Raw genomic sequence first — 23,900 nt, forward strand, 5'->3', positions numbered from 1 at the left:
AGAGACAGTTGCAATTAGTAAAATACCTTCAGGAATGTGACGGTTATACGACGGCGGGAAAACTGGCAGAGGTGTTTCATGTCAGCAGCAGATCGATCCGCAACGATCTGGATGCGGTTCAATATTATTTGAAAGGACTGCCGGTGGAAATCGAACGCACACCTAGGCTCGGTGTCCGTCTCATTGTCAAAAAGGGATTTGATATCACAAGCCTTTATTTCAGCAATGAGATCAAAGTCTATTCCAGGGAAGAGAGAGTGGTCATCATCACTGTGCTGCTGATGATCTCAGAGAAAGTGACCATCGAGCAGCTGGCCGAGAAGCTTCAGGTCAGCAAGAACACGGTTGTACAGGATCTGAGGCCGGCAGAAGAGTTTTTGAAAAAGCACGAAGTGCGGCTCATCAAAAAGTCCTACTACGGGATGTCCCTGAAAGGTGACGAAGAACAGATACGGAATACATTGTTTAATCTATACATAAAGACGGTCAGTGAGGGCTCCCTGAACATTCTTCCTATTCTGAAAGAGTATGGGGCAGCGGACCCGGATGAAGGGATGCGCATGATCCGGAGAGTGGAGGCAGCCATGGGCATCCGGTTTGCGGATGAATCCATCGGGGAACTGGAAAGCATGATTCTTGCGTCACTGTGCCGGATTCGGTGGGGGTTTCATGTCCGGGGAGGCAGCTTGGACGATGCAGACGGCATTTACAGAGAAGCGATCCTTTCCGGACTCCCCGGTTTTCAGGTGACAAAAGGGGATCTGGACTATTTTGTCATGCTGTTCCAGAGTACGAAACGGATGGACGGGGAGAGTCTTGAAAATTGGGATGAGGACGGCAGGGTGAGGCAGGCCACAGAGCAGCTGATCCGGAAGTTTTGCAGTGATTTAAAGATCAGCAGTGAGATTGACCCGGAGATTCAAAGACAGATTATGATGCATTTAAAAGTGGCGGTGTTCCGGCTGAAAAATAAAATAAAGATCAAGAATCCTCTGCTGGAGGATATAAAGTATTCCCATTCCTTTATGTATGAGCTGACGGAACGGCTGCTCAAAGGGCAGGAAGAGATGCTGGGCGTGGTATTTCCCGACGCTGAGATCGCCTATACGACCATGTATTTTGAAGTGCTGTTCCAGGAAAACTTCAGCCTGAATCTGTCACCGGAGGTCGTGCTCGTCTGCGGGGGAGGCACGGCGACAGCAGTGCTGTTAAAACAGCGGATTTCAAAATATTTTCCGGAACTCCGGGTCAGAAAAATCTGCAGGGTCAGCGATGTGGAGGAGGAAACTGAAAGAAGCCGGCCGGACTTTATCATCAGCACAGTTCCGCTGAGTCTTAAAAATCAGCAGGTCATTCACGTAAATCCACTCTTAAATTCTCCTGATATTGACCGGGTGAAAAATATTATTTCCGTCCTCGCATACAACAGAAAGAACCAGTATCTGGTCCACAGAATCCACCAGACGATGCAGAGGGGGATCGGGGATCTTTTAAAAGAAGAATACTGCCGGTTTGATGCAGAAACAGATGACTGGAAGGAGGCCATCGCCATGGCCTGTAAGCCGCTGATCAAAAACGGCCTTGTGAAGCCGGAGTATGTGGAAGAGATGATCCACATTGTACAGAACCTGGGGAACTATATGGTATTTATTCCGGAGATTGCTTTCGTCCACGGGAGGAAAGACAATGTCCGGGAAAACTGCATCAGCCTGATGAAGCTAAAACATCCCATTGATTTTGGGAGCAAGGCAAAGGTAGATGTGAAAGTCATCATTGTCCTCGGAAATATCACCGAGAACGAGAATCTGGCAGATTTGGTCCGGATTCTGGCATGGGAGAACAACATGGAAAGAATTAAGCATATCAGTTCTTATGAGGAACTTCTTTCTCTTAGATCTGAAGAGGGAGGCGGCAGCCTATGATTTGTGCCGAAATCTTGGAGGAAGTCAGTGAATATACACAGGCTATCAGAAAAAGCTGTGAGATACTCGAGCGGTATGGCATGGTGACCGGGGAATATTACCGGGGGATCATTGACAATATCGGAGAATACGGTGGATATTTCTATCTGGGGGAAGGGGTGTGCATGCCCCACGCAAAACCGGAGACGGGTGTTTTGTCCACGGGACTGTGCATCATAAAACTAAACACACCGGTGGATTTTGAAGGGAAGAAAGTCCGCATTTTTTTTACGCTGGCGGCCAGGGATGAGGCGGCCCATTTTGTACTGATGAAGCAGATCGCTGGCATCTGTTCGGAAAAGCAGAGCCTGAAAAAGATGCTGGAATGCAGAAGCAGTGAGGAAATGCTTATGATGATGGAGAAAGAACAATGAAAAGGATCATGACAGTCTGCGGCACCGGCCTCGGGTCAAGCTTCCTGGTGGAAATGAATATACAGAAGATTCTGAGAGAGCTTGGGAAAGAGCAGGAGTTTGAGACATGCCATTCCTCAGTATATGAGATGAGTGCCATGGACGCAGACTATTTTATCGTGGCAAACGATTTAAAGGACAGTATTCCTCCTGTGGAACATTTGATCGTACTGGAATCCCTGATTGACGAAGATGAATTGAGAGAGAAACTGACAACGTTCTTGTCTTAAAGATAAAAGAGGGATATATATATGTTAAAAATGCTGAGAGACCTGGTACTGGAACCGTCCATCGTGGTCGGAGGCATCGTCTTTTTAGGTCTGGTGCTGCAGAGAAAAAGTCTGGAGGCCACGGTAAAGGGAACTCTTAAATCGGTCATAGGGTTTATGGTTATCCGGATCGGGGGAAATATCATCACAGAAAGTGTGGAACCTTTTGGAAGGATGTTTCAGTACGGATTTCATGTATCCGGAGTGATCCTGAGTGTGGAAGGAGCCGCGGGAATTGCCGTGGGCAAGTTCGGAATGGAGATTTCCGTTGTCATGCTGCTTGGGATGACAGTCAACCTGATTCTGGCCAGGATCACCAGATTCCGCTATGTGTTCGTGACCGGGCATCAGACGTTATTCATGGCAGGCATGATCGTCGTATGTATGAAAGGCGCGGGGATCAGCGGATGGATTTTTTATGCCATCGGAGCCCTGGCTCTTGGGATTCTGATGGTATTTTCGCCTGCCATCCTGCAGAAATATACGAGGCAGATCTGTAAAAACGACTCGGTGGCTTTGGGACATTTCGGAGGAAGCGCTTATTTTCTGTCTGCGTGGCTGGGAGGAATATACGGAGAAAATTCAAAGTCCACAGAAGAGATGCACATTCCGAAAAAACTGGCGTTTCTGCGGGATTCTTCGGTTACCGTATCCATTACGATGATTGCCATGTATGTGGTGGCGGCTCTGGCCTGCGGCAGTGAATTTGTAGAACAGAATCTGTCAGAAGGAAAAGATTATCTGGTCTATGCCATCGTCCAGGGGCTGACCTTTGCCGTGGGATTTACTGTGGTCATCACCGGTGTGCGCTGGTTTATTAATGAGATCGTGCCCGCGGTGAAGGGGATTGCGGATAACTGGATTCCCAATGCCAAACCGGCAGTGGACAGCCCCGTCGTCTTTCCGTATGCACCCAATGCCCTGATTGTGGGATTCATCTCGTCTTTTTTGGGAGGGCTTATTTCCCTCGGTATTATGATCGCATGTAATCTCACCGTGATCCTTCCGGGGGTCGTTCCGCATTTTTTCTGCGGCGCCACGGCAGGAGTCTATGGAAATTCCACGGGAGGAAGAAGGGGAGCCATTCTGGGCGGTTTCCTAAACGGAGTGCTGATTTCTTTTCTGCCGGTGATTTTTCTGCCGCATTTGGGGGAACTGGTAAACGCCTCTGTCACATTTCCGGATGCGGATATGGGCTTTGCGGGAGTGTTTCTGGGAGACTGGCTGAATCGGATCGGAAGCTACGGGACTCTGACGATCCTGATCGGCATTGTAATCATCATGATCCTGATCCCCGAAATGATGGATGACATGGAAGAAAACCAGGACGAATGGTTTACATTTGACACCGATGAGATCTTAAAAGAATCAAAAATGACGAATAAGAAATAACAGGGAAAAGCGGGGATCTGCGTTGGGCAGGTTCCCGCTTTTCCGCATTTCAGGAAATTAATTGGTATGGCGGCAGTTTGCTTATGCCGGTAGACTATACTTATCAGATAACAGAAAAGGAGGAAAGTATTATGTTAATTTCAGCAATCTTAGTCGCGCTGATCGCCATTGGAAGCCAGTGGTGGTTCAGCCACACAATCACCCGTACATGGCTGTATCCAATCTGGGCGGGATTCCTTGTAGCGGTAGCTATGGGAGAACCGGTCCTCGGAATGAAGGCCGCAGCCTATATCCAGCTCACATACCTTGGATGGATCACAGCCGGAGGTACCATGCCGGGCAACCTGATGGTAGCGGGAGTGTTCGGAACGGCGCTGACCATCATTTCCGGGGCATCACCGAATCTGGCACCAACCTTTGCGGTGCCGTTCAGCCTGCTGGGAATTCTGATCAACCAGGCCTACATGACCATCAACAGTTTTTGGGTACATAAGGCAGATCAGTACTTGGAGAAAGGAAATATCCGCGGATTAAGGCTTATGAACTACCTGCCGTCCGGAATCACTGCCACAGTTCTCTACGGAATTCCGGCATTTGCCCTCGTGTATTTCGGAGGAGATTTTGCAACCAACGCCTTAAAGGCAATACCGGAGCCGATGATCGCAGCGTTAAATGTGGTTGGGGCACTGATGCCGGCACTTGGAATCGCAATGCTGTTAAGCTTTCTCGGCAAAAAGAAAATCGTGGCATTCTTTTTTATCGGTTACTTCCTGACCATCTACGCAAAAGTTGATACCATGGCGGTGACTGTATTTGCGGCGGCTGTAGCAGTCCTGATCTATCTCTTTACGGGAAAATCAGAACAGGCCGCAGAGGCGGAACAAATCGAAACAGTCTCCCCGGAGGAGACCGATGTGCAGACCGGCGGCAAAAAACTTTTAAAAAAAGATCTGGTCAAACATTTTCTTCTCGGATATTCCAGCGAGACCTGTTATAACTACGAGCGTCTCCAGGCACTGGGTACGACCAATGCCATGGTGCCGATTGTAAGAAGGCTCTATGAGACAAAAGAACAACAGGCAAAAGCGTTAAAGAAGTATATGGTATTTTTCAACACGGAACCTTCATGGATTGGAACCGTTATTCACGGAGTTACAGCATCCATGGAAGAACAGTCTGCCAACGGAGCAGACATTGACGCAGAAGACATCAATGCGGTTCGTACAGGATTAATGGGACCGATGGCGGGAATCGGGGACACAGTTTCCCAGGGTATCGCTTATCCGATCTTAGCCGGAATCGCCTGCAGCCTGGCGCTGGCCGGAAATGTAGCCGGACCGATCCTGTTTGAGGTTGCGTACAAAGTTCTGATGATCGGTATGGGATATGCCATGTATATGATGGGATATAAGCAGGGAAAAAGTGCCATCGTAAAAATCTTAAGTGCAGGAACTTTAAACAGAATCACTGAAGCATTCAGTATCGTCGGACTGATGGTTGTCGGAAATATGGCGGCTACCAGAGTTAATATCAAGACTCCGATCGCATTTAAAGTCGGGGAAGTAGGAATCAATCTTCAAAATATCTTAAATTCTCTGCTGCCTGGAATGCTGCCTCTGATCGCGACGCTGCTTGTGTGGAAGCTCCTGAGCAAGAAGGTGAAGCCGACCTATATCATCGTTATCATCTTTGTAGTAGGCGTTATCACTTCACTGATCGGCCTGCTGGCCGTGGCATCATAGCAGACGGAGGAATGAGACATGGTTGGAGTTTTATTAATCAGTCACGGACTGCTCTGCCGGGGACTTGCTGACAGTGTCTCCATGGTAGCAGGAAACATAGAACAGTCAGAATGTATTTCCCTGAAGCCGGGCCAGGACCCCGGAGAGTTTAAGGAAAAGGTGAGGCAGGCAGTGGAAGAACTGGACACCGGCATGGGGGTCCTTGTGCTGACGGATCTTTTAGGAGGGACTCCGTTTAACAGCATCGCCATGCTGTGCCAGGAATATCCGGCAGCAGTCATCACCGGAGCCAATATGGCTATGGGGATCGCCGCGGCGCTTCAGAGGGAGGAGGACACGACGCTCTCAGAACTTGCGAAGATCTGTGAACAGGCGGGACATGACGGCATAAAGAGGCTCGACATTCAGGAGAAAGGAACGGCGTGAAGATGAAAGCAGTGAGACTAAATAAAATCGGAGATTTCCGGATGGAAGAAATGCCCCTTCCGGAGATAAAGGGAGAAGAACTCCTCGTGAAGGTGGAGGCCTGCGGGATTTGCGGCTCCGATCTTCCCAGGGTGTTTGAGCTGGGAGCACATGTTCACCCTATTACCATAGGACATGAGTTCGCGGGGACGATCGTAAAAGCAGCAAGGGAAGAAGACCAGGAACTGGTAGGGAAGACGGCGGCCGTCTTCCCGCTCATCCCATGCGGAGAGTGTGAATTTTGTAAAACTGGGCACTATGCTCAGTGTGCGAATTATAACTACCTGGGGTCCAGGTGTGACGGCGGATTTGCGGAGTACTGCGTCATCCCGTCCCGCTGGAATCTGGTATTTTCAGAAAACCCCGAAGTTACAAAGGAAGAACTGAGTCTGGTGGAACCGGCCACAGTGGCACAGCATGCGGTGAGAAGATCAGGGATCAAAGCCGGACAGACCATTGCTGTCTTCGGGGCAGGTCCCATCGGTATCATGGCGGCCCGATGGGCAGAACTTTTCGGTGCCGGGAAAGTGGTCTTGTTTGATATAAATGAAGAAAAAATTGAATTTGCCAGAGAGCGGGGACTGACCATCTTAAATTCTATGGAAGAAGATCCGGGAGACGGACTCGCAAGAGTGCTGGGAACGGATCATGTGGATGCAGTCATCGAGGGAACCGGGACTTCTGCAGCCCTTAACCAGTCAGTGGAGATCGTAAGAACTTTCGGACGGATCGCCATGCTCGGAAATCCCCACAGAGATACTTCTTTAAAGCTTAAGAATCACAGCAGCATCCTGAGAAAAGAAGTCGATATCGCAGGCGTGTGGAATTCCTATTACGCACAGATGCCTCTCAATGAATGGCAGTATACGGCAGAGATGATCGACGCGGGCAGACTCAAGGTGAATGACCTGATCACCCATACGTCCGATCTGGAACATTTGAGTGAGCTGTTTGAGCAGATTTATCATAAAGAAATCACGATCTGCAAGGCAATTTACAGCTCTAAGGCCTGAGAGAAAGGGGACAATTTTATGAAAGAGAAGTTTTCTGTCTCCCTGATGTGTATGGATTTTCTGAATGTCGGGGAACAGCTTAACATATTAAATGACTGGGTGGGAATGTACCACGTGGACATCATGGACGGTCATTACTGCAAAAATATCACCCTGTCACCGGATCTGGTGAAGAGTTTTAAGAAGGTCTCCAAAGTTCCGCTGGACGTACATCTGATGACGACCAATCCGGAGGACTGGATTGACCCGGTGGCAGAGGCAGGTGCGGATATCATATCTCTGCACGCTGAGACGATCAACGGGCAGGCATTCCGGCTGTACAACAGGATTGAGGAACTGGGATTAAAAGCAGGGCTTGTTTTAAACCCGGCAACTCCTCTTTCTGAGGCGGCTCATTACCTGAACCGGATTGACCTGCTGACCATCATGACCGTGGATGTTGGCTTCGCCGGGCAGCCGTTTATCGAAGAAATGCTCGTCAAGATCCAGGAGGCAAAGCGGATAAGGGAAGAAAAGGGATACCACTATCAGATACAGATCGACGGGTCCTGCAAGTCTTCTACGTTTAAAAAACTCACCGAGGCAGGTGCGGACATTTTGATTCTCGGAAGCTCCGGGCTGTTCGGACTGGACAAAGACCTGAAAACAGCCTGTGTGAAAATGACGGAAAGTTATAAAGCAGCTCTGGAGTGACAGGGAGGATAAAGTGGAATATAAAGATTTTAAAGAATTGATTCTGGGAGAACTTGACCAGTCACTGGCAGCGGTAGACGGACAGGAGGTCCGGGCACTGACGGAGATGATACTTCATGCGGAAAAGATATTTGTCACAGGTGTCGGAAGAGTCTTCATGATGATGGAAGCTTTTGCTAAGAGGCTGAATCATCTGGGTATCGATGCATTTTGTGTGGGAGATGTGAATGAGCCCGCGATCACCGAGAAAGACGTGTTAATCGCCGGTTCCGGCTCAGGAGAGAGTCTGATTCCTCTGGGACTTGTGAAAAAGGCAAAACAGTTCGGCGCGTCGGTGATCCATATCGGTTCCAATGCAAAAAGCTCCATGGCTCCCTATGAGGATCTGTTCGTGAGGATTCCGTGCAGGACAAAGCTTGATCTGCCGGACGAGATCGAGTCCGCACAGATCATGAGCAGCCTGTTTGAGCAGAGTCTTCTTTTGCTCTTGGATGCGGCGGCGCTGATGATCATGCAGGAAGAGCAAATTGACGACGTGGATTCTCTGTGGGAGAAGCACGCAAATCTAGAATAGTCCAGCGGTGATATGTCAAGTATAAATTGAAACTTTTTTGCAGACTTTTTCATATCATATGCTGAAAAAAGGGTAACTTTAACAAGCCCTGCGATATCTGCTTTTGGAAGCAGGGCATTCATCAGCAGGAATAGAATTCTATTCCGCTGCTCGATATAGACGATTGTCTTTCAGCAGTCGAAAGACCAACCGCACAAATTTACGGGCAGTTAATGCGAGTGCACGTTTGTGTTGATGCCTGTTCACTTCCTTGTACTTGGAGTGATAGAAGCTGCTGTACTCCGTGTCGCATCTCACGAGAGACAAAGCACCTTCACACAGGTAATACTTTAAAAAGCGGTTGCCGGAGCGGATGAGTTTTGTATTCTCCGCCTCGAAGTCACCGGATTGATTCTGAGTCCAGGCAAGTCCTGCATATTTGCCAAGCTGCGCTTGACCTGGGAAACGGTTGATATCTCCGATTTCAGCCATGATGCCGGCTGAGATGACCGGCCCAATGCCGGGGATGGATATCAATACATTTGGCAGGAGTTCCATTTGTGCTTCGATAGCTTTATTGAACTCTTTGATCTGAGCATCCAGCGCCTTTATCGAGGTTATGGATATAGAAAGCACCTGATTTATGGAGTCATTCACCGTCTTGGGTAAACGGTAGGAACTCCTGGCAGCTTTCTGGATGGCTTTGGCTACGGCATCGGGATTGGGAAAGCGGTTCTTTCCTTTTTCCATAATGAAGTCCGTAAGTTCTTGTAAGTCCATCGCCGCCAATGCTTCTGCGGATTCAAACTCTTCGTAGACAGCTAAGGCAGTAGTGCTGAAGGTATCGGAAAATACCTTCTCCTGCGTCATAGTAGAATACTTCTTGAACAGGACATTGATGAATCGCTGTTTTTCTTTTACGAGGTTCTGTACGGCGAAGAAACGAGCCCTTGTAAGGTTCTGAAGGGCTTTATAGCGGTAATCTCCCAGATAGACCTCTTTGTTGATTCTACCAAAGCGCAGGCAGTCAGCAATGACAAAGGAGTCCATATAATCATTCTTTGGCAGGTCGTTATAGGCTTCCTTGAAGTTCTTTACCTGCTTGGGATTGAGGACATGGATCTTCCTGTTAAACGGAGCCAGAGAGGCATCTTCCCTCAGGAAATATACGAGATTGTCTCCATAGACAGATGTAGCTTCAAGACCTATGACGACTGTATCGAGGGAACGGGAAGTGACTGCGGAAAGAATCCGTTTTACCATCTGGGATGAGCCATCCTGAGAGTTTGCAACAGAGAAACAGCTATGTTTCGCACCATCAGGGAGCATTAGATAAATGACATTGGATTTGCTGCTGACATCAATACCGACGTAAAGTGGGTTCATGATATCACCTTCTTTCTATGTTGTATTTGAGTGTTCAATCGGCTTGGTAAAACCCATGATCACGGAGCATCAACACCCTCGCATATAAGAATCCGGTCTGAGATGGGCTGATGCGAACCACACTGCTAAATGGCAGTCCATGTACTCAGACAAACAGCCAGCTGGTTTGAAGCTAACTTCCATGTCAGGGGAACAGACTATCTTTGAAGCAACCATTTTTGGTTCAACAGGAGGTAACAGAACTATTACCTGATTGACACTAGGGAACAATTATACCATGGGCTTTACTAAGCCTATTGAACAATTTTTATTCAGTTATCAAGGTACATTTAATGTATCTAAAAGATATTATACGAGGAGGATACAAAGATGGAACAATTATTGCTTGCAAGGGTAGATGACCGGCTGATTCACGGACAGGTGATGACCGCGTGGATGAAGCTTCTGCCTGCAAAAGAAATATTAATCGCAGATGATAAGGTGGCAAAGGACCCGTTTATGACACAGGTGCTCACCATGGCGGCTCCGGCAGGGGTAAAGGTGAAAGTCTATTCTGTAGAGGAGACGGCAAAAGCGCTGAAAGACGGTCTGAAAGTCCCGTCCATCATACTGGCAAAGACACCGCTGACCTATGAAAAGATCGTGGACCTGGGGGCTCATATTCCTGAGATCAACATCGGAGGCATGGGAATCAGCGGCGAACGAAAGACTTTGTATAAAAATATTGCAGCTGATCCGCAGGAACGGGATGCCATCAGAAAGTTTCTGGATCAGGGAATCCAGGTGAAGATTCAGGTGATTCCTGCCGACAAGGTTGTGGATGTCGCCGGTCTCTTATAGAATGGGGGATACAGGGATGAAAGCTATGAGACTTCATGAAATAGGGAAATTTACACTGGACGAAGTGGAAGTTCCAAAGCCGCAGGGACACGAGATCCTTGTGAAGGTGGAAGCCTGCGGGATATGCGGCTCCGACATTCCCAGAGTCTATGAGCTGGGAACAAAGGTTTATCCGGTTACCCTCGGACATGAATACGTGGGCACGGTTGTGAGTGCCGGAAGTGAGGAGGATCAGGAACTTATTGGGAAAACCGGAGCAGTCTATCCGGTGGTTCCGTGCATGGAATGCCCCAGCTGCCGGATCGGCCAGTATGCCCAGTGTGAGAGCTACAAGAATTTGGGTTCCAGAACGGACGGCGGCTTTGCCGAGTACTGTCTGCTACCTTCGAGGAAACACCTTATATTCCCTGAAAATACAAAGGTATCTGCCGAACAGCTGGCTCTTGTGGAGCCTGCCTGTGTGGCCCTCCATGCGATTCGCAAGGGGGAGATCAAAGGCGGAGATACGGCAGTGATCTTCGGTGCAGGGCCCATCGGCATCCTGACGGCCCGCTGGTGCGGACTGTTCGGCATCCAGGCCGTATTGGTGGAGATCAGTGAGGAAAAAACAGAGTTTGCCAGGGAAAAAGGACTGGAAGTCATAAGTCCTGCGGACGGAGAGATACCGGAACAGATCCGGGCAATGACCGGAGGACACATGGCGGACGCGGTTATCGAAGGGACCGGAAGTTCTCCGGCATGGAATCAGGCAGTGGAATGTTTAAAACCTTTTGGAATGCTGGTGCTTCTTGGAAATCCTCATCAGGACACAGTGCTCAAACTTGACAGCCACAGCCAGATACTGAGGAAAGAGTTACGGCTTACCGGGGTGTGGAATAATTACTATAATGACCTTCCGTTCAACGAATGGCAGTATACCGCGGACAGGATCGCCGATAAAAGTCTGAAAGTAGACGACCTGATCACCCACAGCGCCGATCTTGAACACCTGAAGGAATTGTTTGACCAGATATATAACAGAGAAATAACCATATGCAAGGCCGTCTGCCGGCCTTAAAAATAAAAGTCTGTATCACTCCTATAGTCGGAGGAGGATACAGACTTTTTCATTTCAGTAGGAAAGTTCTGCGACCTTCCCCATGAAATAAAAACGCTCTGCAGGTTGTGCACAGATGCGTAAGGAAATCATTTGACTACGTCAAATCGCATCTGGCACGCAAAGTTTAAAAGCCCCTCAAAGATTGAGATTATTCATAAAATCAGAAAAACGAAACATACTGATGAAAAGTAAAAAACAAACAATGGAGATAAACACATGAATTTGTATGACATTATGGGGCCGGTTATGGTAGGCCCGTCCAGTTCCCACACGGCAGGAGCTGTCAGGATTGGCCTGATTTCCAGGAAGCTTTTAGGAGAGAAAGTTCAAAAGGCCGAGATTTTATTTCACGGTTCTTTTTTTGCCACCGGTATCGGACACGGCACAGACCGGGCAGTCATCGCGGGACTTTTGGGAATGGCACAGGATGACCTGAGGATTCCGAAAAGCCTTGAGCTGGCCCGGAAACAGGGAATGGAATGGACGTTTGGAAGAGCGCACTTGAAAGATGTTCATCCAAACAGTGTAAAGCTGTGCCTCACAGGAGAAAGCGGAAGAAAACTTGAAATCGTGGCGAGCTCTCCCGGAGGCGGAAGAGTGGAGATCTGTCAGATGGATGGTCTTTACACGTCTTTTTCCGGTGATATGCCTGTACTGATCGTTCACAACCAGGACAGCCCCGGACATGTGTCTGCGGCTGCATCTCTGCTTGCAGACGCAGGAATAAATATAGCGTCCATGCGGCTCTCCAGGGATCGGAGAAACGGCAGTGCGGTCATGGTGCTGGAATGTGATCAAGAGATACCGGAAAAAACGGTGAGACAGATCGAAAAGATGAAAGGAATCCAAAAAGCCGCCAGTCTGGCGGGCATGGATTGAGGTGAAGGAACATGGGCTTTATATCGATGGCGGATATGGAAAAGGCGGCAGCAGCTGCGGGGATTCCTCTCTGGAAAGCGATCATGGAGGAAGACATGAAAGAGCGCAGTGTATCAATGCAGGAGACAATGGATAAGATGAGGGAGCGTTATCATGCCATGAAACAGGCAGATGAGGACTATGAGCAGAATTTAAAATCTTTCAGCGGCCTGTCCGGCGGTGACGGTGCAAACATGCATCGGTTTGTCCGGGAAGGAGAAGCCGTCTCCGGCGGCTTTATGGGGATGGTCGTCACAAGAGCATTGAAAATGGGAGAATCCAACGCCTGCATGAAACGGATTGTGGCTGCGCCCACGGCAGGAGCCTGCGGCGTGGTGCCGGCAGTCTTTCTGACGTATGAACAGTTTTATCGGATACCGGAAAGAACGATGATCGAGGGGCTTTTCATGGCCGCTGGAGCCGGTCAGGTCATTGCCCGCAGAGCCAGTATTTCCGGTGCACAGGGCGGCTGCCAGGCGGAGGTTGGGACCGCGTCTGCTATGTGCGCGGCGGCGCTGACCTCCATTCGGGGAGGAAGTAATGAACAGATCCTTTCGGCAGGAGCATTTGCCATGAAAAGCCTGCTCGGACTGGTCTGCGATCCTCTGGGAGGACTGGTGGAAATTCCGTGCATCAGAAGAAATGTGGCGGGAGCCGTCAGCGCAGTGGCCTGTTCGGACATGGCGATGGCTGGAATTCTTACGAGAGTGCCATTTGACGAGGTGATCGATGCCATGGGAGAAATCGGAGAAATGATGCCGGGAGGACTCAAAGAGACAAGCCAGGCAGGGCTTGCCGTCACAGAGACCGGAAAAAGGGTCGCTCTCGATCTGGCCCAGAGGAATCAGACTCCCCAATGTTAAAAAAATACCCGGCCTGTAAATGTTAAGGCCGGGTATAAGTATCTTTATTTTAATTTAGTAACGGTTCTGGCTGTTGCACATCTTGATCTTTTCTTCCACAACAGCTGCCATTGCTTCTTTTGCTTCCTTTGTGTAAATCCTTGGATCGTTGGCATCCGGATTTTCAACCAGGGTCTTTCTCAGTTCCTGAGAGTAAGGAATTTTTAATTCCGTAGCAATGTTGACCTTACAGATTCCAAGCTCGATCGCACGTCTTACAGCGTCGCCCGGGACACCGGATGCACCGTGGAGCACAAGCGGTATAGATACTTCCTCACGAATCTCTGCCAGACGGTCGAAGTCAAGCTTTGGCTCCTCTTTATATAAACCGTGGGCGGTACCGATGGCTACAGCCAGGGAATCAATGCCCGTGCGGGCTACATAGTCGGCAGCCTGTGCAGGATTTGTGTACATGGAGTCCTTTTCGTCTACCACAAGGTCATCCTCGCGTCCGCCTAAACGTCCGAGTTCTCCCTCTACGGTAACATCATGGAGATGAGCATAAGCCACGACTTTCTTTACTTTTTCTATATTCTCTTCATATGGAAGGCTGGAAGCGTCGATCATAACAGATTTTGTGCCAAGGTCGATGGATTCTTTGATACCGTCAAATTCTTCATGGTGGTCCAGGTGAAGTGCCACCGGAACATTATATTTTTTAGCAGTTGTCTCGACGATCGCCTGAAGATAATCACGGTTTGCATAAGAAAATGTACCCGGAGTGCCTGCCAGAATGATCGGAGAGCCAAGCTTTGCAGAAGTCTCTGCCACTACCTGAATCGTCTCTAAGTTGTGAATGTTAAATGCCGGCACGGCATATCGTTTTTCCTGTGCATCTAATAACATATGTCTGGTTGATACCATCTTACTCATATTCATCCTCCTAAAGCTTTCCTGCTTTTTGTCTTAGTTTAACCATTTACATTATAAAAAAACCGGGGGTGAAAATCTTTTCAGGTTATGAAAACGGATGAAAATCATGTATAATAAAAAAGATCTTTCACACAGACAGGAGGGACGAGTGATGATTATTGAAATAAACAGCAAGATTGCAGAAAATCTGTCCAAGACCGAATTGGGAGTTGTCAACTATATCAATGACAATGAGGACAAACTTTCAGACCTGTCCATAGTAGATATTGCTTTTGAAACATTTTCCTCCCCGGCAACCGTGTCCAGAGCCATCCGCAAATGCGGGATCAATGGGTTTAACGAGCTGCGGTATAAATTAACGGCAAAGACGGAAGATACAGAAGTGAAAGACTTGAATGAAATCATGAACAAGTCTCTGATCGAGGCGACTTCCGTGATTGAGCATATGTCCATTCCCAATGTGCTGGATATTCTGCATGCCATGAAGGATGCCAAAAGGGTTCTGATCTTTTCCAGAGGGCCTACACACTTGGTGGCGCAGGAGCTGAGCATGAAGCTTCAGGTGCTGGATTTTTTTGTGGTGGATGTGGAAGACCCGCAGATCATGAGGATCATGTCAAAGAACTTACAGGAAGATGAGGTTGTGATCATCCTGTCGTTAAACGGGGAGACCAAGGAGCTGATCGACTCAGCCAGGAACGCAAAACTCAGAGGCTGCAAGGTGATCACGCTCTGCTGCAGCAGTACCAGTGAGCTATTTGAGTATTCAGATTATACATGGCTCGGATACAAACACTCTCACATTGCAATAAGAAACTATGAGGTAACGTCCAGGCTTCCGCTGTACATTATGTGCCGAATCCTCGTAGACTTTTTAGTCGAGAATATAGACCATAAAAAATAAGGCCCAAAGAGGCCTTATTTTTTGTCCATTCTTGTATTCTATTCATGATATCCAGGGGAAGACGACTTCTTCGGATAAGGTGTGACAGCATCTGTACGGTCCATCAGATAATCCAGGCTGGTATTATAAAAATCTGCTAAAAGCAGCAGATTTTCAACTGTAGGGATTGATTCCCCTGTCTCATATTTTGAAATAGTACTTTGGCTGATTCCGGTCTCCATTTGTACTCTTAATTGGGTGATATCCCTGGAAACCCGGATGAACTTTATATTCTTCATTTCTGTTACCTCCATACTATGATTCTCTCAAAAAAAAGATATATAATTTATGATAGGATGATATAAATTATTCCAATATTGAATATTAAGGCTAAGGGTACAGAATCACTTGGTTTTCTTACATTGTAATATTTCTCAGAGGAGGTAGAAAAACTTGACATTTATTCTTATTAAGAATAATATATTCTTGTATCGAATAAACAGATATGGATTGAAACAAAACAATGTAAACAACAGGAGGTACGTAGTATGAAAAAGAAGCTTACGGGGAAACGTCTTCGTAAATCGGCAGTGAGCCTGGCATTATCAATGGCAATGGTGTGCTCGACAGGGGCACCGGCTTTTGCTGCAGGACCAGTCTCAAATAAGGCAGTAAATGAGGCAGTGAAAAGAGCGACGGAAGGACTGAGCTTCTCCGTTGGGGGAGCAGCCTATGAGAATGGGGCTTCCATTCCTTGGGGAGCAACTGTCAAAGTGGAGGGAACTACAGATGAAAGTACATACAGCTGGAAACAGGATGGAGAAGCCATTGAGGGTGAGGAGTCTTCTATAGATATCTCTGGGAAAGAAACGGTAGGACACACTTATACAGTGACGGAGACGTCAGAAGACGGAGAGACCACGTCAGAGGCATCCTTTACTGTAGGAAAAAAAGAGGTCAAAAAATTATCGTTTTCCGATGAAAAACAGACATATGATGGAAAAAGCCATGAGCTCTCCATCAAAAAGATTGACGGTCTTGATTTTTCTGAGGAAGAGTTTGGAACTGTAATACCGGAATACAGTGAGGATACAGTAAATGCCGGAACTGTGACGGTGACGGCGGGTGTGAACAATAAGTATTATGAAGGAACAGCTGCGGGAAGCTATGAGATAGAGAGAGCAAGTTTAACAGGGAAAAGCCCGGAAGTAAGTGTCTCAGGTGATTTCACTTATACAGGGGAACCTGTGGTGCCCGGCAAGTCTTCGGTAACCGTAAAAGTAAACGGACAGATTCTGAGGGATAAAGATTATACAGTGGAGTGGTCCGACAATACAAAAACAACAGATACACCAAAGGCCGTGATCACAGGTGCAGAAGGCGGAAATTATGCTGACAGCAGTGAACAGGTTGAGGTTTCCGGCTTTAAGATTTCAGCAAAAGCGGATGAGAGTCTGACAGCCGATCAGACAGCAGATCTTACCTATACCGGATCAGCTCTGACTCCAGTACTGAACGTCATGTCCGGCGATAAGGAGCTGTCAGGTGACACAGATTACACTGTTACTTACCACAAAGGAGAAACAGCAGAGGGAGATACAGTAGAGCCGGAAGAGTTGATCAACGCCGGAACCTACACAGCCCAGATCACCGGAACCGGCGATTATGAAGGATCAAAGGGAAGCGTGACATTTACCATTGCTCCGAAAAAAGTAGGAGAAATGACCGTAAAGCTGGAGGATGAAAGTCAGGATATCACTTATGACGGAACGGAAAAGAAGCCTGGCATTAAGGTTACATATGAAGACGGAGAAGAAAAGACATTAGAAGCTGCAGATTTTTCAGTAGAATATAAAAATAATGTCAATGCTGCGCAAGCAGATGCTGAAGCGGCTCCTACTGCAGCCGTCACCGTCGGGGGTGGAAATTATGAATATACTGGCAGTGATCCTCTGGAGGTAAAATATACAATTGAAGCATGTGATATCAGCAGCTATAAAGTGGCATTCGCAGAAGGTGCAGAGACATCATTTGTATATAATGGAAAAGCTCAGGCTCCGGCCGCAAAAGATATCATCGTGAAAGAGGGGGATGACAGCACACCATTAACTTCAGATGATTTCACAGTAAAACCGGAGGAGTTAAAAGGAACCAAAGCGGAAAACGGCATCAAGGCTGTGGTAGAAGGAGCGGGAAACTATAAAGGAACCGTGGCAGGTGAGACAGCGGAGGCTCTTACCTACAACATTACTCAAAAATCGATCTCAGATGTTTCCATTGAAGGCATCCAGGATAAATACCGCCAAAAGGACGACGGTTCAGCAATTGACGAACCAGAGGTCGTGGTAAAAGACGGTGATACAGAATTAGTTCTAGATACTGACTACACTCTGGAATATCAGACGGAAGACGGAACAAAATTAGAAAATGGTGCGGCTGACCTAAAGAATGCAGGACAATATAAATTCGTGATCACTGCAAAGGAAGGCGGCAACTATAAAGATTCAGCGGTGAAATCATTTGAGATCACAGCGGCTGTGGATATCTCAGATGAAGCTGTAAAAGGTGAAGTCACCACTTCCTATATTTATGACGGAACAGCCAAGAAACCGGCTGCAGAAGATATCCAGCTGACAGACGGAAAAGGCAGTGTGATCCCGAAGGATGCCTACCGTATCAGATCTTATAAAAATACAACAAAGGCGGGAGACAATGCAAGTGTCACCGTAGAAATACTGGATTCCTGCGCGGACTATAAAGGTACAAAAGAGATTAAGTTTACCATCACTCCGCAGGATATTTCTGAAAACTACAGTGACAAAGTAACAGGATTGGATGCCGTAACCTATAACGGAAGCGGGCAGACACCAACAGTAGAGGTAACGGGACTGACGGAGGAGGATTATACCGTCGTATTAAATTCCGGAATTGAGATGCTGAATGCACAGACATATGATGTCGAGATCAATGGAATCGGCAACTATACAGGAACCATTAAGAAGACATTTACAGTAAATCCTGCCAATGCCGCTGGAAAGCTGACGGTTCCGTATATGCTGGAGGATCAGGTGTACACAGGTTCAGAGATCAAACCGGCTGTAAACTTAAGCGCCATAAACGAGGAAGATGAATCTACATATCCATCAGTAAACCGTTATGCCGACAATGTAAATACGGGAATGGCAGTTGTATACACAGATGCAGTAGGAAATTATACAGGTACATTTGTGACTGTATTTAAAATCACTGCAAAGGATCTGAGGGATGCAAAGATCACAGCTGCGGATCAGACCTACACAGGAGGTGAATTAAAACCTGCTGTGACAGTTACAGACGGGTCAAGAGTTCTAAAGGCAGGCACAGATTATGATACAGCTTATACAGGAAATATCAATGCGGGAACTGCCAAAGTGACAGTGACCGGCAAAGGTAATTACAAAGGAACAGCAGAAAAGACCTTTAAGATCTCAGCGAAATCCATCGCAGGTGCAAAAGTGACCGCGGCAGATAAGACCTATACCGGAAAGAATCTGACGACTTCTGTCACAGTAAAAGACGGCAGCAGGACTTTAAAATCCGGAACAGACTACACGCTTTCATACAAAAACAACAAAAACCCGGGAACGGCAACAGTGACCGTGACTGGAAAAGGAAATTATGCTGGAAGTGTATCAAAGACATTCAAAATCACAGTAAAGGTTTCCAAAGCTTCCCTGACAAGCGCAAAGAAAACATCCAAGAAGGGCCAGCTGAAAATTAAATGGAAGAAGGTTTCCGGTGCGACAGGTTATCAGGTATATGCTGCACAGAATAAAGGCTTTACCAAAAAGGTGAAGAAGGCTACCATCAAATCAGGAAAAACAGCAAGCACCACATTAAAGGGACTCACAAAGAAGAAGACTTATTATGTACGCATCCGTGCAACAAAGAAAATTGCAGGAAAGACATACTACGGTGCATGGAGTACGGTAAAGAAGACAAAAACAAAATAATGTAATGATTGGCCCCGGACAGTGTATCCGGGGCCGTTTTTACGTATGACGGGCATGTCCGTGTTCTGTGGTGCAAGTCCACATAGGCGTAGCTACCGACGAACTTGTAAGCGACTCCCAAGGTTTGCATCGTGAGATGTGGGCGAGAAGAAGGGATAGCGAAATCGTAGCCCTACGGACAGAAACCCGATATTAAGGCGTACATGGTGGGTAAGTTGACTTAAAGCAACGAAGCCCTAAAGGTAGCCGTAACCCATGTGCGTAAATCGGGAGGGTAGACGAGGAAAGAACACGGACTTATCCCGTGAGGTCTCACAGGCGGTTTCATCAGCCGTAGTAACAACGAACTGTGAGAAGTCAGCAGAAGCCATAGTAGGAGAAATCTGAAGGGCTGAACAATGTAACCGTGCAGACGAATGTATGTACCTGTGAGTATTCGACAAGCGGATGTAGGCGAAACGTATATGAGCTGTAAACGCATAAACATAGGACAAATCACAGGGAGCGGAAAGGAGCGAAGCACACAAAGTATGTCGGAATTGTTGGAAAAGATACTGGAGAAAAAGAACATGAACGAAGCATATAAGAAAGTCTGTGCCAATAAGGGTGCAGGCGGCGTTGACGGCATGGAACTGGAAGAACTTGATGGATTTATCCGTAAGAACTGGAACAGTATCAGGGAGCAAATCAGAGGAAGGAGTTACAAACCTCAACCCGTGAGGCGTGTAGAAATCCCGAAGCCTAACGGAAGCAAAAGAAAACTTGGAATACCGACAGTCATGGACAGGGTAATCCAGCAGGGTATAGCACAGATAATCAGCCCTATGTGCGAGCCGCTGTTTTCAGACCACAGTTACGGATTCCGTCCAAACAGGAGCTGTGAAATGGCTATCAAAGATATGCTCATGTTCCTCAATGAGGGATATGAGTGGATAGTGGACATAGACCTAGAGAAATTCTTCGATAACGTACCGCAGGATAAGTTGATGAGCCTTGTCCACAACATCATAAATGACGGAGATACGGAATCGCTGATACGGAAATATCTGAAAGCAGGAGTCATGGTGCAGGGCAGGTATGAGAAAACAGAACAGGGAACGCCGCAGGGTGGCAATCTGTCGCCGCTATTGTCTAATATCATGCTGAATGAACTGGATAAAGAGATGGAAAGACGTGGATTGCGCTTCGTGAGGTACGCTGACGACTGTGTAATAGCAGTCAGAAGCGAAGCAAGTGCCAAACGTGTTATGTATTCGATAACGGACTGGATAGAGAGGAAGCTTGGTCTGAAAGTAAAAGCAGATAAAACACACATAACAAGACCAATGAACCTCAAATATCTCGGCTTTGGATTCTGGAAAGATTCCAAGACGAAAGAATGGAAGTGCAGACCACACAAGGATTCTGTGCAGAAATTTAAGAGGACGTTAAAGAAGCTGACAGAAAGAAGAAAATCAATGGCGTTTGCGGAAAGGGTAAAACAGCTCAACAGGGTAATCCGAGGTTGGATAAACTACTTTGCAATAGGTAGGATGAAAACAGCAATGACCGACATAGACGCACATTTGCGTACAAGACTGCGAGTAATAATCTGGAAACAATGGAAAGTACCGAAGAAACGGCAGTGGGGATTGCAGAAGCTGGGTATAGGAAAAGACCTTGCAAGACAGACATCATACATGGGAGACCACTATCAATGGATAGTAACGAAAACCTGTGTAGTCAGGGCAATCTCAAAAGAAAAGCTGAAACAGGCAGGGCTTGTGAGTTGCTACGATTATTACATGGAACGTCATGCTTTGAAGTTATGTTGAACCGCCGTATGCCGAACGGCATGTACGGTGGTGTGAGAGGGGAGATTTAATCTCCCCTACTCGATTGTTGAAGTAAACCATGTTATAATATAAGAAAAACACAATGATACGGTATTGGAGTGTGATTTCTTATGAGTATGCCGAATTTAATACAGACTTATTTCATCGATGAAAATTACAGCCAGAACCACGCCCACATGCTGCACAAACACTCAGGAATTCTTGAGATCCTTTATATAGACAGCGGCGAGGGCCGTTATATGGTAGGAAAGAGAGAGTATGCAGTGGTACCGGGGGATATTGTTATTTGTAATGAAGGGATCCTGCACGGTGAGGCACCGTTTCAGCAGCACAACATTCAGACCTACTGCTGCGCCCTCAATGGTATTTCCATTCCGGGCCTTCCAGACAATTATCTGCTTGATCCCAGATATAAGCCGGTGATCCACATGGGCGGCTCATCGAACCATATCAAATATCTGATGAAGACTTTATATGAGCTGTTTACAGAAAATGTTTCCCATGAGGAGGTCTGCCAGCATCTGGCGCAGGCGCTTTTTTTGATCGTCAAGGAAAAACTCGATCAGGATGCGGTCAGCGGCAAGGAAGTGGGAAACAGCAAGAGAGAGGAATTGATTCGGAGGATCACGGATTATATTGATCAGAACTATACACAGCCACTGACATTAAAAGAGATCAGTGAAATGTTTTATATCAGCCCTTCCGGCCTTTCCCACATGTTTAAAAAAGAAACAGGGATCTCGCCGATGCAGTATGTGATCCACCGAAGGATCGGGGAAGCCCAGACGCTGCTTATAGATACACACATACCAATCCATGAGATCGAGGAGCATTTAGGGTTCGGGAGCAGCTGCCATTTCAGTGCAATGTTTAAAAAATATATTGGAATATCACCAAAAGAATACCGGAGTCACTTTAAATAACCTTGTCGTGGAGAGAGACATCTGCTTTTTTAGCAGATGTCTTTTTTATGTCATAGGATTTGCAAGATTTTATAACAAATCCATTATCCATTTAAAAATAAGCTGAAAACAGGGCAAGAAAATAATAACGAATTCTGTGTGGAATTGATAAGATTATTATAGTTAAAGTTCATGAACGGATAACTTAAACTGCTTGAGGTAATGGCTGGGATTAATCAATATACACAATAAATGTACTGTACCTGAAGTTATAATAAGCAAAGTAAACAAACACTGTGAGGATTTAGAAAGGAAGGAAAGTGAATAGGTGAATATATGAGGAAAGACAGTTTGGACAACCAGCAAACAGCACAGGTACACGGAGCTGTGAAACTTACCTGGCGGAACCGGATTGCATATGGATGCGGAGATACTGCATGCAATATTGTATGTGGGATGATCAATGCTCTGCTGACTCTGTTCTACACAGATTATGCAGGAATCCCGATCGCAACAGTGGGTCTTGTCATGCTGATCTCCAGAGTTTTCGACGGCTCATCGGATATCATCATGGGGATCCTTGTGGATAAAACAAAATCGAAGTGGGGGAAGGCCAGACCATGGCTGCTTTGGATGTCTGTGCCTTATGTATTGTGCGCCATCGCCATGTTCGCTGTGCCTCAGACCGGTGCAACCATCCAGTTTTGGTATATTTTTGTGACATACAACCTCTGCACAACAGTCTGCTATACGGCGATCAATGTTCCCTACGGAACCTTATCGACAATGATGACCAGGAAATCACATGAAAGAGACCTGCTCTCAGTGGTCCGCATGTCAATGGCGCCGGTGGGAAGGCTGATCGCTGTTACATTTACAATGCCGGTGGTGAAGTTTTTTGGAGATACACAGTCCTCATGGATCAAAGCAATGATGCTGTGGTGTGTGATCGCATTCATAATGCTGATCATATGTTTTAAGAATTGCAAGGAACAGGTCCATATCCAGACAGAAAGAAAGGCTCCGAAGGTTTCCTTTAAAAAAGGAGCAAAAGCCCTGGCGGGCAATCCGTATTTCTGGGCGACATTGCTTCTATGGACCGTGACATGCGTGCATCAGACGTTAGTGGGGGCAGTGCTTCCATACTACTGTAAATATATTTTCGGGAATGACAGCTGGATGTACAGCACTCTATATATGGCTGAGGCGGTTACGCTGATCGCCGGAGCACTGATATGTCCGCTCCTGCTGAAACGGTTCAGCAAAAGGGATCTCTCCCTGGCAGGCTGTGTTTTGGCAGTGGGTTCCCAGGCACTATTCTTTATTGATCCGCACAGCTATCAGCTGGCACTTGGGACTTGCATCCTGCGTGCGCTCGGGGAGGCTCCATTGACAGCCGTTGTGTTTGGAATGATGGGAGATGTGATCGAATATGGACAGTGGAAAAGCCATATCCGCCAGGAAAGCCTTATTTTTGGAGGCGGATCGCTGGGATTTAAGCTGGGAGTCGGGTGTACGAGTGCGTTGATCAGTGCGCTTCTCAATGCCAGCGGATACATAAGCTCTTCCACAGGAGGGGCAGTACAGCCGGAGTCGGCGAAACACATGATCATGGCCATTTACAAATACGGAACCGAGTTTATATGGATCATCGCGCTGGTTGTCCTCATCTTCTATAAACTGGATAAAATCTATCCGAAGATCATGGCGGAGCTGGCAGAGAGAGAATCCCGGGGAGAAATGTAAGAAGAAAAGAACTATTGAATAAG

Annotated in this window: 21 protein-coding genes; 18 read left to right on the plus strand and 3 right to left on the minus strand. The window is 47.1% G+C overall.

The window, feature by feature from the left end; genetic code table 11:
* The first annotated feature begins 8 nt into the window (after positions 1-8).
* The 9 genes from P8F77_RS03100 (at position 9) to hxlB (ending at position 8,522) form a co-directional block, all read left to right on the plus strand.
* On the plus strand, positions 9-1,922 hold the full coding sequence (locus P8F77_RS03100; RefSeq protein WP_347256335.1) for a BglG family transcription antiterminator: 1,914 nt from the start codon (positions 9-11) through the stop codon (positions 1,920-1,922).
* On the plus strand, positions 1,919-2,335 hold the full coding sequence (locus P8F77_RS03105; protein ID WP_024728590.1) for a PTS sugar transporter subunit IIA: 417 nt from the start codon (positions 1,919-1,921) through the stop codon (positions 2,333-2,335). The genes P8F77_RS03100 and P8F77_RS03105 overlap by 4 nt, the downstream gene beginning before the upstream one ends.
* Positions 2,332-2,604 carry a PTS sugar transporter subunit IIB gene (locus P8F77_RS03110; RefSeq protein WP_024728589.1) on the plus strand — a complete coding sequence of 91 codons (273 nt, stop codon included), beginning with the start codon at positions 2,332-2,334 and terminating at the stop codon, positions 2,602-2,604. The genes P8F77_RS03105 and P8F77_RS03110 overlap by 4 nt, the downstream gene beginning before the upstream one ends.
* A gap of 21 nt (positions 2,605-2,625) precedes the next feature.
* Positions 2,626-4,035, plus strand: a complete 1,410-nt coding sequence (locus P8F77_RS03115) for a PTS ascorbate transporter subunit IIC (RefSeq protein ID WP_024728588.1) — start codon at positions 2,626-2,628, stop codon at positions 4,033-4,035.
* A gap of 131 nt (positions 4,036-4,166) precedes the next feature.
* Positions 4,167-5,777: a PTS system mannose/fructose/sorbose family transporter subunit IID gene (locus P8F77_RS03120; RefSeq protein WP_024728587.1), complete on the plus strand. Its 1,611-nt coding sequence runs from the start codon at positions 4,167-4,169 to the stop codon at positions 5,775-5,777.
* Positions 5,778-5,795: 18 nt separating this feature from the next.
* The gene (locus P8F77_RS03125; protein WP_024728586.1) at positions 5,796-6,203 is read left to right on the plus strand and encodes a PTS sugar transporter subunit IIA; all 408 of its coding nucleotides are present in this window, start codon (positions 5,796-5,798) and stop codon (positions 6,201-6,203) included.
* A gap of 2 nt (positions 6,204-6,205) precedes the next feature.
* Positions 6,206-7,255 carry a galactitol-1-phosphate 5-dehydrogenase gene (locus P8F77_RS03130; protein ID WP_024728585.1) on the plus strand — a complete coding sequence of 350 codons (1,050 nt, stop codon included), beginning with the start codon at positions 6,206-6,208 and terminating at the stop codon, positions 7,253-7,255.
* Between the two features lie 18 nt (positions 7,256-7,273).
* Positions 7,274-7,948: a D-allulose 6-phosphate 3-epimerase gene (gene alsE / locus P8F77_RS03135; RefSeq protein WP_024728584.1), complete on the plus strand. Its 675-nt coding sequence runs from the start codon at positions 7,274-7,276 to the stop codon at positions 7,946-7,948.
* Between the two features lie 13 nt (positions 7,949-7,961).
* Complete coding sequence (gene hxlB / locus P8F77_RS03140; protein WP_024728583.1) at positions 7,962-8,522, plus strand: 6-phospho-3-hexuloisomerase; 561 nt, start codon at positions 7,962-7,964, stop codon at positions 8,520-8,522.
* Between the two features lie 138 nt (positions 8,523-8,660).
* On the opposite strand, the gene P8F77_RS03145 is transcribed toward hxlB, so the two are convergent.
* Complete coding sequence (locus tag P8F77_RS03145) at positions 8,661-9,887, minus strand: IS110 family transposase (RefSeq protein ID WP_347256138.1); 1,227 nt, start codon at positions 9,885-9,887, stop codon at positions 8,661-8,663.
* Between the two features lie 369 nt (positions 9,888-10,256).
* Between P8F77_RS03145 and P8F77_RS03150 the strand changes: the two genes are divergently transcribed.
* The 4 genes from P8F77_RS03150 (at position 10,257) to sdaAA (ending at position 13,607) form a co-directional block, all read left to right on the plus strand.
* The gene (locus tag P8F77_RS03150) at positions 10,257-10,727 is read left to right on the plus strand and encodes a PTS sugar transporter subunit IIB (protein ID WP_270431104.1); all 471 of its coding nucleotides are present in this window, start codon (positions 10,257-10,259) and stop codon (positions 10,725-10,727) included.
* Positions 10,728-10,752: 25 nt separating this feature from the next.
* On the plus strand, positions 10,753-11,784 hold the full coding sequence (locus P8F77_RS03155) for a galactitol-1-phosphate 5-dehydrogenase (protein ID WP_347256336.1): 1,032 nt from the start codon (positions 10,753-10,755) through the stop codon (positions 11,782-11,784).
* A 258-nt stretch (positions 11,785-12,042) separates the two neighbouring features.
* Positions 12,043-12,705, plus strand: coding sequence for an L-serine ammonia-lyase, iron-sulfur-dependent subunit beta (gene sdaAB, locus P8F77_RS03160; RefSeq protein ID WP_024728581.1), 663 nt, complete (start codon positions 12,043-12,045; stop codon positions 12,703-12,705).
* Between the two features lie 11 nt (positions 12,706-12,716).
* Positions 12,717-13,607 (plus strand): L-serine ammonia-lyase, iron-sulfur-dependent, subunit alpha, encoded by an 891-nt coding sequence (gene sdaAA / locus P8F77_RS03165; protein WP_270431105.1) that lies wholly within the window; start codon positions 12,717-12,719, stop codon positions 13,605-13,607.
* A gap of 54 nt (positions 13,608-13,661) precedes the next feature.
* On the opposite strand, the gene P8F77_RS03170 is transcribed toward sdaAA, so the two are convergent.
* A complete protein-coding gene (locus tag P8F77_RS03170) occupies positions 13,662-14,519 on the minus strand; it encodes a tagatose bisphosphate family class II aldolase (protein WP_198959580.1) in 858 nt (285 codons plus the stop codon).
* A 151-nt stretch (positions 14,520-14,670) separates the two neighbouring features.
* Here P8F77_RS03170 and P8F77_RS03175 point away from each other — a divergent pair, with 151 nt between their 5' ends.
* The gene (locus P8F77_RS03175) at positions 14,671-15,423 is read left to right on the plus strand and encodes a MurR/RpiR family transcriptional regulator (RefSeq protein WP_024728578.1); all 753 of its coding nucleotides are present in this window, start codon (positions 14,671-14,673) and stop codon (positions 15,421-15,423) included.
* A gap of 38 nt (positions 15,424-15,461) precedes the next feature.
* On the opposite strand, the gene P8F77_RS03180 is transcribed toward P8F77_RS03175, so the two are convergent.
* Positions 15,462-15,701 (minus strand): helix-turn-helix transcriptional regulator, encoded by a 240-nt coding sequence (locus P8F77_RS03180; RefSeq protein WP_024728577.1) that lies wholly within the window; start codon positions 15,699-15,701, stop codon positions 15,462-15,464.
* Positions 15,702-15,950: 249 nt separating this feature from the next.
* Here P8F77_RS03180 and P8F77_RS03185 point away from each other — a divergent pair, with 249 nt between their 5' ends.
* The 4 genes from P8F77_RS03185 to P8F77_RS03200 all read left to right on the plus strand — a co-directional run bounded on the left by P8F77_RS03185 (position 15,951) and on the right by P8F77_RS03200 (position 23,877).
* Entirely contained in the window at positions 15,951-19,394 is a 3,444-nt protein-coding gene (locus tag P8F77_RS03185; RefSeq protein ID WP_287520113.1) for a hypothetical protein, read from the plus strand.
* Positions 19,395-19,924: 530 nt separating this feature from the next.
* Complete coding sequence (ltrA, locus tag P8F77_RS03190; RefSeq protein WP_347256337.1) at positions 19,925-21,208, plus strand: group II intron reverse transcriptase/maturase; 1,284 nt, start codon at positions 19,925-19,927, stop codon at positions 21,206-21,208.
* Between the two features lie 131 nt (positions 21,209-21,339).
* A complete protein-coding gene (locus P8F77_RS03195; RefSeq protein ID WP_287520284.1) occupies positions 21,340-22,152 on the plus strand; it encodes an AraC family transcriptional regulator in 813 nt (270 codons plus the stop codon).
* A 315-nt stretch (positions 22,153-22,467) separates the two neighbouring features.
* Positions 22,468-23,877 (plus strand): glycoside-pentoside-hexuronide (GPH):cation symporter, encoded by a 1,410-nt coding sequence (locus P8F77_RS03200; RefSeq protein ID WP_287520281.1) that lies wholly within the window; start codon positions 22,468-22,470, stop codon positions 23,875-23,877.
* Positions 23,878-23,900: the final 23 nt, after the last annotated feature.

It is taken from the genome of Anaerostipes sp. PC18 (assembly GCF_039789045.1).
In the GTDB taxonomy this organism is placed as follows: Bacteria; Bacillota; Clostridia; order Lachnospirales; family Lachnospiraceae; genus Anaerostipes; species Anaerostipes hominis.